A 17427-nucleotide genomic window follows, 5' to 3' on the forward strand; every position below is an offset into this window, starting at 1 on the left:
ACTAAAGGGAGACTTTATATAAGGTTCATTTCGTTCGGGTACTCCCTTTACTAAATAGAGAATTATTGAAAACTTCACTTTGTTAGGCTGCTCAATTTAATTAAGGGAGACATATTTGAAGATCTTTATGGATATAATTCCACTAGTTTCATTTTTAACATTTTTCCTTTTGCTCTTAAATTTTTTGATGCTATTTTTAGTCAATTATTATTGGTTGTCACGCAAAATTCCGTTACAACTTGTATAAAGACAAAGCTAACTTAAACTAAATAACGGTTTTCAGGGGAAGAAATCCGACATTTAAAGGAGAGAAGTAAAAATATGGCTCAGTTAAATTACTTAACCACTGTTCCCCGTCTCTATCAGCATCTTACCGAAGAATATAGCAAAGAAACAAATAATTTTGTCTTAAAACATAAAGTTGCAGGTAAATATGTTGGTATAACATACGATCAGCTAAAAGAAGAAACTGATGCTTTTGCTTTTGGTTTAGCTTCATTAGGAATTAAAAAAGACGATAAGATTGCAATCATAGCAGAAAACCGTCCGGAATGGGTTTACAGCGATTTTGCGATTTTAAGTTTGGGCGCTATTGATGTTCCGCTTTATCCATCGCTTACTTCTGAATCCGTGGAATTTATTTTAAATAATTCTGAATCAAAAGTCATAATTGTTTCAACCAAATTCCAGCTTAATAAAGTGATGAAGATTAGAGACAAATGTAAAACTTTAAAGTACATCATCTTATTAAATGAAAAAGATGTTGATGATAAAATTAAAGATCTGTTATCGTTCAGCAAAGTTCAGGAGTTAGGAAAAACTTTTAGTAAAGCGCATACATCACTTCTAAAAGATAGTCTTTCCATAATAAAACCGGATGATATTTGTACAATAATTTATACTTCAGGCACAACGGGTGAACCGAAAGGCGTAGTTTTAACTCATCGCAATATTCTTTCTAACGTTCAGGCTGCATTGGATTGCTTTCCGATTGGAAGTACTGATGTTTTCTTATCTTTCTTACCTTTGTGTCATATCTTTGAAAGAATGGCTGGCTATTACACTGCTTTTGCAGCAAAGTGTACAGTCTGTTATGCGGAAAGCATTGAGACTGTAGCACAGAATCTTGTTGATATTAAACCTACAATTATGACAAGTGTGCCTCGTTTGTTTGAAAGAATTCACTCCAAGATTATTAAAAATGTTGATAGCCAGCCTTTAAAGAAACAAAAAATATTCTATTGGGCTATGGATGTAGGTGTTAGATTTAATGAAGCAAAAAAGAATGGTAATATTTCAGTTGCACTTTCCTTAAAACATAAACTTGCAGATAAACTTGTTTACGGTAAATTAAGAGAAAAAACCGGCGGCAATTTAAGATTCTTTATTTCCGGTGGTGCAGCTCTTCCTCTGTATTTAGGTAAGTTTTTTGAAGCCATAGGAATCATTATAGTAGAAGGTTACGGTTTAACAGAATCTTCACCTGTAATTTGTGCAAACAGAGTAGATGATTATAAATTTGGCTCTGTCGGAAAACCTTTTCCTGGTGTTGAAATTAAGATTGCAAGTGATGGTGAAATTCTTGCAAAGGGTCCAAACATTATGCAAGGATATTTCAAAAATAAAAAAGAAACAGAAGCTACAATTAAAGATGGATGGCTTTACACAGGTGATATTGGTGTATTTGATCCTAATGGCTTTTTGATGATTACTGATAGGAAAAAACACCTATTCAAAACTTCCGCGGGAAAATATATTGCACCAAATCCGATAGAAAGCATGTTCCTTGCAAGTAAATACATCGATCAGTTTGTATTAATTGGCGATAGAAGAATGTTTTTAACTGCGCTGATTGTTCCTGACTTCGAAGCTGTAAAAGAATATGCCGATACACATAAAATTCCTTATGATAAAGTAGAAGATTTAATACGAGATGAACAAATTTATAAAATGCTTGATAAGGAAATGGATCAATTTCAGAAAAAACTGGCTAATTTCGAAAAAGTAAGAAAGTATGTTTTATTAGACAGACCATTTACGATTGAATCCGGTGAAATTACCCCAAGCTTAAAAATCAAGCGTAAGTATGTTGAGGAAAGGTACCAAGATTTGATTGAGCAGATGTACCAAAGTTTAGATAGATCTGTGCCGATAAATTAGTTTTTACTTAAATAATAAACCGTTTTAACGGTTTAATTGTCTTGGAGGAAAAAATGTCATCACACTCGTTCAGTAAAATCTGGATAATTTCTTCTGGGAAACTTTAGATCATCAATATGTTTTTAATAAAGAAGCTCGATTAAAAATATCGAAATATCTATTCGAATACTCAAAGGAAAAAAATATTTTTATGAAAGTAAACTTTGTTAACAGTGATCATGTTCATATCCTAATTGAATTACCTACAAATTTATCAATTGAAGAATGTATAAAATTATTCAAAGATGCTTCCTCACATTTTATTCATCAGAATAGACTTACTCAAACTAAATTTACTTGGGGAAGAGGTTATGGTGTTTTTTCAGTTTCAGAATCGCAAGTTCCAAATGTGGTAGATTACATTAAGAAACAGGAAGAACATCAAAGAAAGAAAAGTTTCAGCGAAGAATATCAGCTTTTTCTAGAAAAATATAAGATATTTGTACACGGTTAAAACCGTTAACAATTTTTTTTTCGAAATTAACACCACGCTAAATCGTGGTGAGAATCTGACAATAATTCTGAAAACTAAATTTTCAATCCATCAATCATCTGTTGATGAATTTTTTTATTGCTTGCCAAAATTTGTGAGGTAAAGATATCAATTTCATTTCCAGAAAAATCTGTAACCAATCCTCCGGCTTCTTCCACTAATAATTTTCCTGCACATATATCCCAGGGTTGTAAAGAAACTTCCCAGAAACCATCAAACACTCCGCGAGCAACATAACAAAAATCTATTGCTGCAGAACCGAGTCTTCTTACAGCTCTTGCCTGCTTTGTTAGTGATTCAAATCTTTCAAAAGCCTTGTCAGGATTATCTGCAACATCGTAAGGAAATCCAGTAACTAAAACTCCCAAACCAATATTATAATTATCACTAACTTTTATTTTCTTATCGTTTGCAAAAGTACCACTCCCCTTTTCCGCAGAATAAAAAATATTTTGCATAACATCGTAAACAACTCCGGCAATTATTTCATTCTTTTTCATAACTCCAATAGAAACAGAAAAAATTGGCAAACCGTGTGCAAAGTTTGTTGTTCCATCAATCGGATCAATCACCCATAAATAATCCGAATATTTTTTATGCTCACCGGATTCCTCGGTTAGAATATTATGTGTTGGATATTTTCGGGATATAAAATCCATAATGGCAATTTCAGATTTCTTATCTATTTCTGTTACAAGATTTTTTTCATTCGTTTTATATTCAACCTGAAAATTTTTTCCAAAACCATTACGAACAATTTCACCTGCTACACCTGCTATCTCTAAAATATCTTTAATCATAATTCTCTCTGTTTTACTTACAAATATAAAAACTCTAAATCACACACCTAAATTTGTGCTTTTTCTGTTCCTTGATAGCACATTTGTATTTGGGTATATTTGGACTCAAAATCGAGTGAAAATAAGGAGAGAAATTGAGCGATAAGTCAGAAATAGTAAAAAATAATAAAGAAAATAATCTTGTTGATGAAATTCCATCAATTTTACCAATACTTCCATTAAGAGATATTGTAATTTTCCCGTATATGATTTTCCCTGTTCTTGTAGGACGTGAGCAATCAATTAATGCAGCAAACTACGCTTTAGAAAATACAAAGTACATTTTTCTATCAACACAAAAAAAATCAAGTATAGAAGATCCCAAACCAACTGATTTTTATCTAGAAGGTACTGTTGCCAAGATTGTACAAATACTAAAACTGCCTAATGGTTTGTTAAAAATTTTAGTTGATGGTTTATTACAAGCGAAAATTATTTCGTTTACAGATCGAAAAGAATTTTTTGAGGGTAAGATTGAAGTTATTATTCCAGAAACATTAGTCGATCACGAAATGAATGCATTAGTTAGGCAAATGTCTCAACTATTTAAGGATTATGTTAAGATTAGTCGCAATGTTCCAAATGAGACAATAGCCGCATTTGATAACATTGAAGAGCCGGATAGAAAAATATTTTACGCTGCCGCAAATATTAATCAGTCGATTGAGATAAAACAGAATATTCTTTCAAAATACATTTTGAAGGAACAGTATTACGAGGTTATAAAAGTTCTTAACTCAGAAATTGATATTCTGAAAATCGAAAAAGAAATTGATAATAAGGTTCAGGAAAATATTGCAAAGACGCAGCGAAAATTTATCATTCAAGAACAAATAAAAATTCTGCAAGACGAACTAGGTGATGATGAAGAATCCACATCGGAATTTGCAAAAATCCGTGAACAGATTGTTAAAGCAAAAATGCCAAAGGATGTTGAGGCAAAAGCGCTTGAAGAATTTAACAAGTTAAAGAAAACTCCAACTATGTCACCCGAATCAACAGTAATAAGAAATTATCTTGATTGGCTGGTTGATATTCCCTGGCATGAACGGACTAAAGATAATTTAAGTATTAAGCATGTTCAGAAAATTTTGGATGAAGATCATTTTGGATTAGAAAAACCTAAAGAAAGAATTATTGAACACATTGCTGTGCTTAATCTTGTAAAACACATGAAAGGACAGATTTTATGTTTTGTTGGACCTCCCGGAGTCGGTAAAACATCTTTAGGAAAATCAATTGCCCGAGCTCTTGGAAGAAAATTTATACGAATAAGTCTTGGTGGGGTTAGGGATGAAGCTGAAATTCGTGGTCATCGTAAAACATATATCGGATCAATGCCAGGTAAAATTATTCATTCGATGAAAAAAGCGGGTACAATAAACCCGGTTATTTTATTAGATGAGATTGATAAAATGAGTATGGATTTTCGTGGTGATCCATCATCAGCTATGCTTGAAGTTTTAGATCCTGAACAAAACAACACATTTAACGATCACTACATCGAAGTTGATTACGATCTAAGCCAGGTTATGTTCATCACAACAGCAAATGTTAGATATAATATCCCTCTTCCTTTGCAGGATAGAATGGAAATCATTGAACTGCCTGGTTATCTTGATTATGATAAACTTGAAATAGCAAAAAGACACATCCTGCCAAAGCAGCTTATTGCTCATGGAATTCAAAATAAGCATGTAACTTTTTCAGATGAGGCGATAAAAAAAATAATATCAGAGTATACACGTGAATCAGGTGTTAGAAATCTTGAAAGAGAATTAGCAACTGTATGCCGTAAAGTTGCGAGGGATATTGTTGTTAAAGAATCTGCAAATGGGAAAGTGAAAAAAACACACAAGCAAGTTATTGATGAAAACAGGATTGAAGATTATTTAAAAACACCAAGGTTCAGATCACATAGACATAGTAAGTTAAATAAAATTGGCAGTGTTACCGGTTTAGCTTGGACTAGTGTTGGCGGCGAAATTCTTACCGTTGATGTTACCATTATGAATGGTGGAGGAAAGTTAACACTTACAGGACAGCTTGGCAATATTATGAAAGAATCTGCCCACGCAGGATTAAGTTACTTACGATCAAAAGCAAAGCAGTTGGGATTAAATCCTGATTTCTTCAAAGGGAAAGAAATTCACATTCACCTTCCTGAAGGCGCAATTCCAAAAGATGGTCCCTCTGCAGGAATAACAATGGCGATGGCTATGCTTTCTGCTGTTAGCGGAATGCCGGCCTCAAACAGTATTGCGATGACAGGTGAAATAACTTTAACAGGATCTATTCTTGCAATTGGTGGTTTGAATGAGAAATTGCTTGCAGCAAAACGAAATGATATAAAAACCATCCTTATCCCAAAGGATAATGAAATTGATTTAAAGGAAATGCCGGAAAAAGTTAAAGAAGGATTAAAGATAATTCCTATTGCAAAATTGGAAGAGGCTATCCCCTATATTTTTCCTGATATGAAAAAGATTAAACCAGCATCAAAACAAAAAACGAATAAAACTAAAAAAAATAGTTAATGTCAGAATCATTAACCATAAATAACTCTATTTCTTTGGATGAGCAATATAAACTATTAGTTAAACAGATTAGGAACCTATTGAATAAGGATGATAATCTGATTACGAATCTTTCTAATTTTATTGCTGCACTAAAACAAACTTTTTCAAAAATCAGTTGGGTGGGATTTTATCTTTTTGATGGATCAAAACTTTATCTCGGCACATTCCAGGGAAAAGTTGCCTGCACTGAAATAAAACTCGGCAGCGGGGTTTGTGGCACTTCTGCACAAAAAAGAGAAACAATTATTGTTGATGATGTAGATAAATTTCCAGGTCATATTGCTTGTGATGTCGAATCAAAATCTGAAATAGTTGTTCCAATAATTATAGATGGAAATCTGTTTGGAGTTTTGGATATAGATAGCACAGAATATGCTTCATTTAATACAACAGACAAAAAATATCTTGAAGAATTAGTAACTTTTTTAAGTAAAGAAATTATTTAAAGTATATGGCTTATCAAGTAACTGCTAGAAAATGGCGACCGCAAAAATTTGAAGATGTTGTTGGTCAGGAACATATAACATCAACTTTAAAAAATGCGATTAAAACAAATCGTATTGCACATGCTTATATTTTCACAGGTCCACGTGGTGTTGGTAAAACAACAACCGCAAGAATACTTGCCAAAGCTTTAAATTGTGAAAATCCAAAGGATTTTGAACCGTGTAATGAATGTGCAATGTGTAAAACGATTAACGATTCACAGACAATGGACATCATTGAAATTGATGGCGCATCAAATCGTGGTATAGATGAAATACGTACACTGCGTGAATCTGTTAAGTATGCACCAACACGCGGCAAATATAAAATTTATATTATAGATGAAGTTCACATGCTCACAAAGGAATCGTTTAACGCATTTCTGAAAACGTTGGAAGAACCTCCAGCACATACAATTTTTGTTTTTGCAACAACAGATATTCACAAAGTTCCACTTACAATTATTTCACGCTGCCAACGATTTGATTTTCGAAGGATTCAGCTTGAAACTATTAAAAGCACATTAAGTAATATTGCAAAACAAGAAAAAATAAATATTGATGATAAGACACTCACATTAATTTCGAAAAAAGCTGACGGTGCATTGCGCGATGCACAAAGTTTATTTGATCAGGTAATTTCATTTTGCGGGGATAAGATTGATTCTGAAACAGTCGCTAAAATGTTAAACTTGATTGATGATGATTTATTTTTTACAATCTCGGATGCAATACTTGAAAAAGATTTTAATGTCGTCTTTCAAACAACAGAAAAAATTTATCAGAATGGTTGGGATTTTATAGACTTTAATGATGGATTGCTGGAACATTTTAGAAATATTTTAACTGTTATCTTAACGGAAAAAACAGAACTTGTTGAAACAGCAGAAGTTTATCGAACAAAATATGCAAATTATATTGAGACTTTTTCTAAAGGAGACTTATTAAGAATATTAAATTACTTAAGTAAGCTCCAGCAGGAACTTAGATATTCTAACAATCAAAAACTTAAAATAGAGATCGCTTTAACAAATCTTGTTGGATTGGAAAAATCAGCAACGCTTTCAGAAATAATTTCAGGGTTAGAATCAGGAAGTATTGAAATAAAATCTACTACCGAAAATTCTATCGCAAAAGAAAAAGGTTCTTCAACATATTCTGCAAAACAAATTGTACCGGAAAAAAAAAGCGAAATTAAAATTGAATCAAATGTAAAATCAAAACCATTTGTTCCGCCGATCAAAGAAACACTTTCAGGGATCCAAAAAGATTTAAATTTTGAATTAATCACACAAAAGTGGCAGAGCTTTGTGGATGATGTTTGCAAAGAAAAATCATTTCTGCTAACTCCGCTTTTTAATAAAGTTAAGCCAATAAATTTTGATGGCACAAATCTGAATTTGGAATCATCTGACCCAACAACTGAGTCTTCCCTACTTCTCCATAAAGAGTATATCAATAAAAAATCTAGTGATTTTTTTGGTAAAAAAGTAAATATCAAGTTCGGCGGAGATGAGCTTCCAAAAGTAAAATCTACTGCAAATAAAGAGATCAAACCCACGAAAAGTGCTAAAATTTCCAAAATCCTCGATCCATATGAAAAAATCATTGTAGAAGATCTTGGCGGAAGTGAAATTAACTAATATTATCAACTTATTTTCTATATTTTGAACCACTATAAACGTTTGAAAATTAAATAGTTATACATATTTTTGTGTCCTATGTCAAAAAATCTAATCATTGCCATAGACGGACCTGCAGGCTCCGGGAAAAGTACAACCGCAAAACTTGTAGCTAATAGATTAAATTATCTTTACATAGACACAGGTGCGATGTACCGAGCGGTCACTTTATTCGTTTTAAGAGAAAAATTGATGGGAAAAACGGATGAAATAATCAAGCTTGCAAACAGTTTAAATATTGTTCTAAGTTTTGTTGATGGTGAAACTAATATTACTATAAACGGAGAAGATGTTTCTAAAGAGATTCGGTCTTTTGAAGTGAATAGTAACGTTAGTGAAATTAGCTGCATTGAAGGCGTTAGAAAAATTCTTGTAAAGAAACAGCAAGAAATGGGAAAAAATGGCGGCGTTGTTATGGAAGGTAGAGATATAACAACTGTTGTTTATCCAAATGCTGATGTTAAGATTTTTCTTACCGCTGGTATTGATGAGCGGGCTGAAAGGCGAGCTAAAGAATTTTTAGAAAAAGGGACTGATGTTCCTATTGATAAAGTTAGAGAGAATTTGAAAAATAGAGATTTTATTGATTCAAATCGTGAAGCAAGTCCGTTAACTCAAACTCCGGATTCAATAAAAGTTGATACTTCAAACACCACAATAACAGAACAAGTTGAATTGATTTTGAATCAAGTAAAAATTATCACTGATAAAAAAGATACTAGAATTTAAGCCGGCTAAACTATTGTTAAACTAAATAGTCTGTTTGCCTGAGCTATCCGGCTGAGACTCAGAAAAACAGAAAAATATTTTTAGGAGGATGAATGTCCGAAGAAAAAGAAACGACTCTAAAAACTGTGACACCCGATGAGTATGAAAAAGCCAAGAATAAATTTAACGATGAAGAATACTCTCAAGAAGAGTTTATGGCGCTTGCCAAACTCTACTTAGATTCATTTAGAGATGTTAAAGAAGGCGAGATGATTAAGGGGAAAGTTGTTAGAATCATGGGTGATAATGTTATCGTTGATGTTGGTTTTAAATCCGAAGGTACAATTCCACGTAGTGAATTTTTTGAAGGCGTTGATTTAAAAGTCGGTCAAGAAATTGAAGTAGTACTCGAAAGTGTTGAAGATCAAGAAGGAAATCTTGTTCTTAGTAAACAGCGAGCTGACTTCTTGCGAATCTGGGAAAAAGTTCTTAGAGCACACGATACTGGTGAAATTATCGAAGGTAAAATTGTTAAAAGGATTAAAGGCGGAATGGTTGTTGATCTTTTAGGAATGGAAGCATTCTTACCAGGTTCGCAAATTGATATTCGTCCTATCCGAGACTTTGATGCGTTTGTTGGTCAGACAATGGATTTCAAAGTTGTTAAAGTTAACGTTCCAACAGAAAATGTAGTTGTATCACATAAAGTACTTGTTGAAGAAGAAATTTCTGGACAAAGAAATGCGATACTTACGAGCCTTGAAAAAGGACAGATTCTTGAAGGTACAGTTAAAGCAATTACAGATTTTGGTGTGTTTGTTGATCTTGGCGGCGTTGATGGTCTTATCCACATTACAGATCTTAGCTGGGGAAGAATCAACCATCCAAATGAAGTTGTAAAACTTGATGAAACTATAAAAATAGTTGTTACAGACTTTGATGAAGAGAAAAGAAGAATTTCACTTTCTCTTAAAAAACTTCTTCCACATCCTTGGGAACAAATTTCTGAAAAATATAATCTTGGTGATAAAGTTTCAGGTAGAGTTGTATCTCTAACTGATTACGGTGCTTTCATCGAGATCGAAAAAGGAATTGAAGGTCTTATTCACAATTCCGAAATGAGCTGGACTCAGCATATTAAGCATCCCTCTCAAATAGTTGCGATGGGACAAATTGTTGAAGCAATCATTTTAAGTCTTGATAAAGATGAAAAGAAAATTTCTCTTGGTATCAAACAGCTTGAACCAGATCCTTGGGAAACTTTAATGGCTAAATATCCAGTTGGATCAAAACATGCAGGCGTTGCGCGTAATCTTACCAACTTTGGTGTTTTCGTAGAACTTGAACCAGGAGTTGATGGATTAGTTCATATTTCTGATCTATCATGGACTAAGAAAATTCGTCATCCCGGGGAAGTTGTAAAGAAAAACGAAAGAATAGATGTATTAGTTCTTGGCGTTGATGTTGATCAAAGAAAAATATCACTCGGACATAAACAAATTATGGATAATCCTTGGGATACTTTTGAACAAGATTACTCAGTTGGTAAACTAACTGATGGTAAGGTTGTAAGAATAATTGAAAAAGGAATTATTGCTGAACTTCCTTCACACGTGGATGGTTTTGTACCGACAACTCAGCTTTCTACATCAAAGATTAAAAATATTGCTAATCACTTCCCTATCGATGCAACAATACCTTTGAAAGTTATCGAGTTTGATAAGGAAAGCAAGAAAATAGTTTTAAGTGCTATTGCAGCTCTTAAAGAAAAATCTGATGAAGAAATTGAACAGTACATCAATAACTTTAAATTAGAACGTGTCACTGTACAGAACATTCAAAATGCTGAAATGGGAACGATAGATTCTTCCGAATTCCCAATCTTTGAAGTTTCTGAACCTGAAGTTCTGAAAAAAGAAGAGACTGAATAAATTCTCTTAAATATTCTATATTAGAGCGGGATAACTTCCCGCTCTTTTTTTATCAAATAAAAATAAAATGCCCCAAACAGTTGCACTACATACATTAGGATGTAAACTTAATTTTTCAGAAACATCTACAATTGGAAATCATTTTTTAAAAAACGGTTTTTCCATTGTTGATATGCAAGATAGTGCAGATGTTTATGTATTTAATACTTGCACCGTTACAGAAAATGCTGAAAAAGAATGTCGACAACTTGTACGAAGAGTTTTAAGAACAAATCCTGATGCTTATGTAATTGTTACTGGATGTTATGCGCAGTTAAGAGCCAACGAAATTGCTGCGATTGATGGCGTTGATGCAGTTCTTGGCAGTAATGAAAAGTTTGAGATATTTACTTTGTTGAAAGATTTTAATAAAAAAGATTTATCCTGTATTTATGTTTCACCAAAAGATGAACTAAATAAATTTGGATTAGCAAGTTCCACAGATGCTGATAGTAGAACTCGAGCTTATTTTAAAATTCAAGATGGCTGCGATTATAAATGTACTTTTTGTACAATTCCACTTGCCCGTGGCAAAAGCAGAAGCATGAATCCTGAACTTGTTGTAAAGGAATTTACAAATCTTGTTAATCAAGGATATAAAGAAATTATTCTAACAGGTGTAAATGTTGGCGATTATGGGAATTCCTTTAATCTAAATTTGTTTGAACTTCTAAAAAATCTTATTCAAGTAGAAGGCGATTTTAGAATTCGTATTAGTTCGATCGAACCAAATTTGCTTACGGAAGAAATTATTAAACTTGCAGCTAATTCAGATAAGCTTTGTAATCATTTTCATATTCCCTTGCAGAGCGGAAGCGATACTATATTACGATCAATGCAAAGAAGATATACAGTTGATAATTACAAAAATGTTGTATTAAAAGTTAAAGAAATGATTCCGGATGCTGCAATTGGCGTTGATGTAATTGTTGGCTATCCTGGCGAGACAGAAAAAGAATTTATGGAGACATATAATTTTCTTCTTGATCTACCAATTACTTACTTGCATGTTTTTACATATTCTGAGAGACCGGATACCAAGGCTTTAACTTTTGTAGATTCTGTTGAACCTTCCGATAGAAAAAGCAGAAATAAAAGGCTAAGAATTTTAAGTGATAAAAAGAAAAACTATTTTTATAATCAGATAATTGGAAAAACTATTGATGTTCTGTTTGAATCTGAAGATGACGAAGGATCAATAAAAGGGTTTTCCTCCAATTACATAAGAGTACAAAATAAATTTATCAAAGAATTAGAAAACCGGGTTTGCAGCGTTTTAGTTAATGGAATTTATAACGGTTTATGTTACGGTGATGTAAAAGAGATAAAAAATTCCGTTGCATTAGAAATATCCTAATCATATTATTCATATAAAAAAAATGAAAAATACTCTTATCCTTTTTATACTTATCTCCACCCAAATATTGTCACAAATTGATGAACAATCATTTTATTCACTCAAGCAACAAATCATTTCTGAGATTTCTCAGTCAACAGATTTAAATAGTAATCTTGTTGTTGATGATGTAAAAAAGAAAAAGAATACGGGCTTAGCAATTGTATATTCTTTACTGCTGCCCGGTATGGGTGAATTATATGCCGATGCATATGACAGCGGAGTTTACTTTACTGTTGCGGATGGTGTTCTTTGGGGAACATACATTGGCATGAATGTTTATGCTAACTGGAAAAAGGATAGATATATCTCCTACGCTCAATCAAATGCAGGTATCTCCACTGCTAGCAAAGATGATGATTACTACGCAACTATTGGCGAATACCTTAACATAGATCAATATAATGATGCAAAAGCTTTTGAGCGTAATTTTAATGAGATGTATAATTCAAATACTTATTTCTGGAAATGGAATACCAGCGAAGAAAGAAAAAGTTACAGGGATATGTGGGTTTCTTCTGAGCAATCATTTAATAATCTAAGATTTGTGGTTGGCGCATTATTGTTAAACAGAGTTGTTAGTGCCATAAACGCAGTTAGATTAGTCTCAAAGTATAACAACAATCTAAATCAGGAAGTTGGATGGAATGTTTCTGTAGGAGTACAAAATTACCCTGATAATTCTTCTTCATACAATATCAATTTTATAACTGCTTTTTAAAATTAAAAAGGCTGTCTTAAAGGCAGCCTTTTTTGTTTTCTCTATTATCTTATCAAAACCATTTTTTTTGTGATTGCCCTATTCCCCACTTTTAATTTATAAAAATAAACACCGCTAGAAAGATTTTTTGCATTAAACACAACTTCATAATTTCCTACAGATTTATTTTCGTTAACCAAAGTAGCAATTTCATTTCCCATAACATCATAAACCTTAACTGTTACAATAACATTTTTCCCTTCGGACGAAATGACACTTGGAATGTTATATTTAATTGTTGTACTTGGATTAAATGGGTTTGGATAATTCTGTTCCAAAGAAAATGCAATTAGAGAAGTAATTTCAGTTTCGATCTGGTTTGAATATTCAAACGATCCATCAAAATCTATTTGTTTTAATCTGTATTGATATTTTCCAGTCGTTAAATTTTCATCATTAAAGGAATAAGATTTCTGTTCAGTCGAAGTTCCACTGCCATTTAAAAATCCAATCGTCTTCCAAGAAAGATTTCCCACATCATTCGAAATGTCAGCACGTTCAATATTAAATCCCATATTATTTGCCTCTGATGCTGTTTTCCAACTAAGTAATACGGAATTATTATTGATAATAGAAGTGAATGAAATCAATTCAACAGGTATAAAATTTTCAATTACTTCTATCGGAAACTTCGGGCCAAAATTCCATCTATCGTGAAAATCAGGAATTCCATCGTAAACAAGGCTCAATCCACACGAATATAAAGTATCGATTAAAATTGAATCAGGTGCGGTGTAAGCAAATTCCCAATAAATTGTATCCTGAGGAGTTGGAAAAACTAATGGAAATGCTTGTGTTAATTCATTAGGGGAAGCAAAATGCCAGAATGAAAGAGTATCAACGAGCGACATAATTCCATATCTGCCTGCTACATTGTAGCCGCCGCCTTCTGCTGGACCATTTGCAAGATACATCCTGTAAATTCCTGTTTGTCCTCTCATTAGGGTATCTGGACCCACAATCCAAACTGAAACTGAAGTGTCTTGTTCAACTGTGTGGCAAACGCAGCCGCTTCCGTTTAATTCTGTTCCACCTAATAAATCGTATTCAAACAAACCTGAGTATGCAAAAGTTAAGAAAGAAACGAAAACAATAATTAGGATTGTATAATTTCTCATTTTATAATTCTCTATCGGATTTTCTTGCAGCAAGATATAAAAATAAGAGGTTATTCAAAATAAGATATGCGGGAAGTTAAATACCTCCCGCCGGAAAATTATTGCAAGAGTATCATCTTTTTAGTTTCAAAAAAGGAACCAGCTTTCAAGTTATAGAAATAAATTCCACTTGAAATACTTTTCGCATTAAATTCAACTTCATAATTCCCTGAAGGTTTAACTTCATTAACTAGTGTAACAATTTCATTTCCAAGAACATCGTAAACCTTAAGTAATACATTTAGACTTCTCCCTTCGGTAGAAATGACATTAGGAATACTATATCGTATTGAAGTCGTTGGATTAAATGGGTTAGGATAATTTTGTCCCAATGAAAATTCAATTGGCAAGGTAAATTCTGCATTGATTGTATTTGAATATTCAAACGATCCATTAAAATCAATTTGCTTTAATCTGTACTGATAGTTTCCAGAAATTAAATTTTCATCTATATAGGAATAGGTATTTGGTTCAGTCGAAGTTCCGTTACCATCTACAAATCCAATTTTGCCCCAGCCGTTTGACTCTTGACCTTTGATGTATAACATTCTTTCAATTTCAAATCCCATATTATTGGTTTCTGTGGCTGTTTGCCAGTTCAGCGTTACATTATTTCCATCAACAAATGAATTAAATGAAATGAGTTCAACCGGAATTATACTTGAAACAAGCTGCACATTTAAAACAGTTAATGAATTATAAGAACTAACATTTACATTATTTATAGTTTGCGTATAATAATTAGGTGCTTCAAATTTAAATGAATATGCCCCTGGAGATAGCATACGTAAATAAAAGCCTGTTGAGTCCGAATAAACTTCTGAATTATCAACATCGTGATTTAATACTGTGATTTTTGCTTTAATTGGATTTCCTAAAGTATCAGTTACTACTCCATTAACACCCTTTAGAACTGATTCTATATATTTAATTAAAGATTTTCTATTGTAATTCCAGTGGGCCGGAAGCTGAGAAGCAGGAATTAGTTTCGTATCAGAAATTTCTATTGTTACTTCTCTGCCCCATCTAAAATAATTTGTGTAATCCTGTCTTCCATGATTCACAATATACCAATCGCCACCGTTTGTTGTCCCATCATCAAAACCATTCATATATGTAGATGGAGCATTTGCCTGGCAAGTATCCGCATATAGATGAGAAATATATTGATACCACGCTTCATCCGGATGATGACGATTATCTGGCGGAGTATTCGTCCAAGTATCCCAAGGATAATTTACTACCTCAGTTCCACCGTGAAAATTTGCAACAAGCGTAAAGTTATTTGATTCTGCAATATTTCTAAACCGTGTAGTTTCTATTTGCTGATTTGAATGAACACCATAAATAGGATCAGGAAAGTTTCTGTTAAGATCATAATTGTTATAATTATAGCGAGTTGCGCCACTGACTGTGTTGTTTCCACTTCTGTATGTTCCATCGGGGTTTGCAAGTGGATTAATCCAAATCTCAGCATTGTTAACAAGTTCTGTAATTCTTGAATCAGTTCCATAAGTTGTTAAAAGTGAATCAATTAATCGTAACATTAAAACATATCCTGTCAGCTCGTCGCCGTGCATAGAGGAAGTGTACATAAATTGTGGTTCTGCCTCGTGTTCAGTTACATTATCAGAAATTACTGCAAATAATATTTTTCTTCCCTGTACTGTATTTCCGGCATCAACTATTCTGCAAAGATTGGGATAGTTTGCTTGAAACAAATTCATCATTGTTATGTACGCCTCATAAGTTGGATAAACATCCCATGCAGTAAGTCCCTCAAGATCTGATGACATCTCTGGTTCAATTAGTTTTCCGGGATGAATTAGAACTGTATAACCATAGTTTAATCCTTCAAATTCACGGAATTCGGTTTCATTTGCATATGCATAAACGGTATTACCTTCAACATTATCAATAGAGATTATGTTTATTAGCGTTCGTATCTCAGCACGATCCGAAATATTAAACTTAAAATATACTTCGTGATTATCCTGAAAATACAGTTCATCTAAAACTTGAGAAAATGTTATTGAAGAAATAAATAAAATAAATAAAACTGAAAATATTTTTTTCATAAACGCCCCTGCGTGGATGTGAATTGACTAAACATATTTGATAATTATTATTACTGTAAAATTAAGAAGAAATGTGGTAAAACACCTGCTATATAAAAACTGTATTTAATGTTTATTAAGATAGTAAGCATTACTTTTTTTTATAATAATTTTCCCATCCAGGCTTGATAAAAATACTCGATTAGCTTTACTTTGGAATGAGATTCTGAAGATTGAGTAGGTTAAAACCTTATTAAATAGCGTATTAGAGCTGTTTGGGGTTATTAAGAATTTTTTTTACTATTTTCGTTCCAATACTTTGTTTAATTCAATATAAAAAGTAATTCAATTCTTCAAATCACCATATTGGAAACATTATGAAAATATTATTAACATTTTATATACTATACATTATGATAACACCTTCATTTGCACAAGAAGAAAAACAAACCACTCACAATTTTCAAAAAGAAATTACAAAGACTTTAACTGCAAATTATCTTCTTTATCTCCCTAAAGATTATGCAGAAAGTGAGAATAAATTTCCATTAGTTTTATTTTTACATGGCGCTGGAGAAAGAGGAACCGATTTAGAAAAAGTTAAAACACACGGGCTGCCAAAATTAATTAATGAAGGAAAAGAATTCCCATTTATCGTGGTTTCCCCACAATGTTCTGAAGATAAGGTTTGGAGTACAGATATTCTTTCAGCTTTATTAGATGAGATTGAAACAAATTATCTTGTTGATAAAAATAGAATTTATGTAACTGGATTAAGTATGGGTGGTAATGGAACGTGGTCGCTCGCAATTGCACAACCAAAACGTTTTGCTGCGATTGCACCTGTTTGCGGTTGGAATATGCCTTCTGACGCCTGCAGGTTAAAAGATATGCCTATTTGGGTGTTTCATGGCGCAAAAGATAATGTAATTCCCATTGAATCTTCAGAATTTATGGTTGAAAGACTGAAATCATGTGGTTCGGATGTTAAGTTTACAGTTTATCCGGAAGCAAATCATAACTCGTGGACAGAAACTTATAATAATGAAGAATTATATAAATGGTTTCTTGAACAATCTTTAAATAAATAATTTAGGGTAAG

General features: G+C 32.7%; 13 protein-coding genes. 10 read left to right on the plus strand and 3 right to left on the minus strand.

The window, feature by feature from the left end; all coding sequences use genetic code 11:
* Window positions 1-321 precede the first annotated feature (321 nt).
* Complete coding sequence (locus IPJ23_06655) at window positions 322-2160, plus strand: long-chain fatty acid--CoA ligase (GenBank protein ID MBK7630362.1); 1839 nt, start codon at window positions 322-324, stop codon at window positions 2158-2160.
* A 79-nt stretch (window positions 2161-2239) separates the two neighbouring features.
* Entirely contained in the window at window positions 2240-2653 is a 414-nt protein-coding gene (locus IPJ23_06660; GenBank protein MBK7630363.1) for a transposase, read from the plus strand.
* 74 nt (window positions 2654-2727) lie between these two features.
* On the opposite strand, the gene IPJ23_06665 is transcribed toward IPJ23_06660, so the two are convergent.
* The gene (locus IPJ23_06665; GenBank protein MBK7630364.1) at window positions 2728-3492 is read right to left on the minus strand and encodes an inositol monophosphatase; all 765 of its coding nucleotides are present in this window, start codon (window positions 3490-3492) and stop codon (window positions 2728-2730) included.
* A 134-nt stretch (window positions 3493-3626) separates the two neighbouring features.
* On the opposite strand from IPJ23_06665, the gene lon reads away from it, so the two are divergent.
* The 7 genes from lon (at window position 3627) to IPJ23_06700 (ending at window position 13072) form a co-directional block, all read left to right on the plus strand.
* A complete protein-coding gene (lon, locus tag IPJ23_06670) occupies window positions 3627-6068 on the plus strand; it encodes an endopeptidase La (GenBank protein ID MBK7630365.1) in 2442 nt (813 codons plus the stop codon).
* On the plus strand, window positions 6068-6556 hold the full coding sequence (locus IPJ23_06675; protein MBK7630366.1) for a GAF domain-containing protein: 489 nt from the start codon (window positions 6068-6070) through the stop codon (window positions 6554-6556). The genes lon and IPJ23_06675 overlap by 1 nt, the downstream gene beginning before the upstream one ends.
* Window positions 6557-6561: 5 nt before the next feature.
* Window positions 6562-8238: a DNA polymerase III subunit gamma/tau gene (gene dnaX / locus IPJ23_06680; GenBank protein MBK7630367.1), complete on the plus strand. Its 1677-nt coding sequence runs from the start codon at window positions 6562-6564 to the stop codon at window positions 8236-8238.
* A 78-nt stretch (window positions 8239-8316) separates the two neighbouring features.
* Window positions 8317-9006, plus strand: a complete 690-nt coding sequence (locus IPJ23_06685; protein MBK7630368.1) for a (d)CMP kinase — start codon at window positions 8317-8319, stop codon at window positions 9004-9006.
* 92 nt (window positions 9007-9098) lie between these two features.
* Complete coding sequence (rpsA, locus tag IPJ23_06690) at window positions 9099-10916, plus strand: 30S ribosomal protein S1 (GenBank protein MBK7630369.1); 1818 nt, start codon at window positions 9099-9101, stop codon at window positions 10914-10916.
* 67 nt (window positions 10917-10983) lie between these two features.
* On the plus strand, window positions 10984-12312 hold the full coding sequence (mtaB, locus tag IPJ23_06695; protein MBK7630370.1) for a tRNA (N(6)-L-threonylcarbamoyladenosine(37)-C(2))-methylthiotransferase MtaB: 1329 nt from the start codon (window positions 10984-10986) through the stop codon (window positions 12310-12312).
* A gap of 22 nt (window positions 12313-12334) precedes the next feature.
* The gene (locus IPJ23_06700; GenBank protein ID MBK7630371.1) at window positions 12335-13072 is read left to right on the plus strand and encodes a hypothetical protein; all 738 of its coding nucleotides are present in this window, start codon (window positions 12335-12337) and stop codon (window positions 13070-13072) included.
* A gap of 44 nt (window positions 13073-13116) precedes the next feature.
* Here IPJ23_06700 and IPJ23_06705 read toward each other — a convergent pair whose 3' ends face one another.
* Window positions 13117-13626 carry a T9SS type A sorting domain-containing protein gene (locus IPJ23_06705; protein ID MBK7630372.1) on the minus strand — a complete coding sequence of 170 codons (510 nt, stop codon included), beginning with the start codon at window positions 13624-13626 and terminating at the stop codon, window positions 13117-13119.
* A 701-nt stretch (window positions 13627-14327) separates the two neighbouring features.
* Entirely contained in the window at window positions 14328-16346 is a 2019-nt protein-coding gene (locus tag IPJ23_06710) for a carboxypeptidase regulatory-like domain-containing protein (GenBank protein MBK7630373.1), read from the minus strand.
* A 392-nt stretch (window positions 16347-16738) separates the two neighbouring features.
* On the opposite strand from IPJ23_06710, the gene IPJ23_06715 reads away from it, so the two are divergent.
* Complete coding sequence (locus IPJ23_06715; protein ID MBK7630374.1) at window positions 16739-17416, plus strand: prolyl oligopeptidase family serine peptidase; 678 nt, start codon at window positions 16739-16741, stop codon at window positions 17414-17416.
* The last annotated feature ends 11 nt before the right edge of the window (window positions 17417-17427 follow it).

The sequence above is a fragment of the Ignavibacteriales bacterium genome (assembly GCA_016709765.1).
Taxonomy (GTDB): domain Bacteria; phylum Bacteroidota; class Ignavibacteria; order Ignavibacteriales; family Ignavibacteriaceae; genus IGN3.

Coding starts and splice junctions, on each gene's coding strand:
- IPJ23_06715 (MBK7630374.1), top strand. CDS start 16,739: ATGATAACACCTTCATTTGCACAAGAAGAAAAACAAACCACTCACAAT.
- rpsA (MBK7630369.1), top strand. CDS start 9,099: ATGTCCGAAGAAAAAGAAACGACTCTAAAAACTGTGACACCCGATGAG.
- IPJ23_06675 (MBK7630366.1), top strand. CDS start 6,068: ATGTCAGAATCATTAACCATAAATAACTCTATTTCTTTGGATGAGCAA.
- IPJ23_06700 (MBK7630371.1), top strand. CDS start 12,335: ATGAAAAATACTCTTATCCTTTTTATACTTATCTCCACCCAAATATTG.
- IPJ23_06655 (MBK7630362.1), top strand. CDS start 322: ATGGCTCAGTTAAATTACTTAACCACTGTTCCCCGTCTCTATCAGCAT.
- IPJ23_06710 (MBK7630373.1), bottom strand. CDS start 16,346: ATGAAAAAAATATTTTCAGTTTTATTTATTTTATTTATTTCTTCAATA.
- IPJ23_06705 (MBK7630372.1), bottom strand. CDS start 13,626: ATGGGATTTAATATTGAACGTGCTGACATTTCGAATGATGTGGGAAAT.
- IPJ23_06685 (MBK7630368.1), top strand. CDS start 8,317: ATGTCAAAAAATCTAATCATTGCCATAGACGGACCTGCAGGCTCCGGG.
- mtaB (MBK7630370.1), top strand. CDS start 10,984: ATGCCCCAAACAGTTGCACTACATACATTAGGATGTAAACTTAATTTT.
- IPJ23_06665 (MBK7630364.1), bottom strand. CDS start 3,492: ATGATTAAAGATATTTTAGAGATAGCAGGTGTAGCAGGTGAAATTGTT.
- dnaX (MBK7630367.1), top strand. CDS start 6,562: ATGGCTTATCAAGTAACTGCTAGAAAATGGCGACCGCAAAAATTTGAA.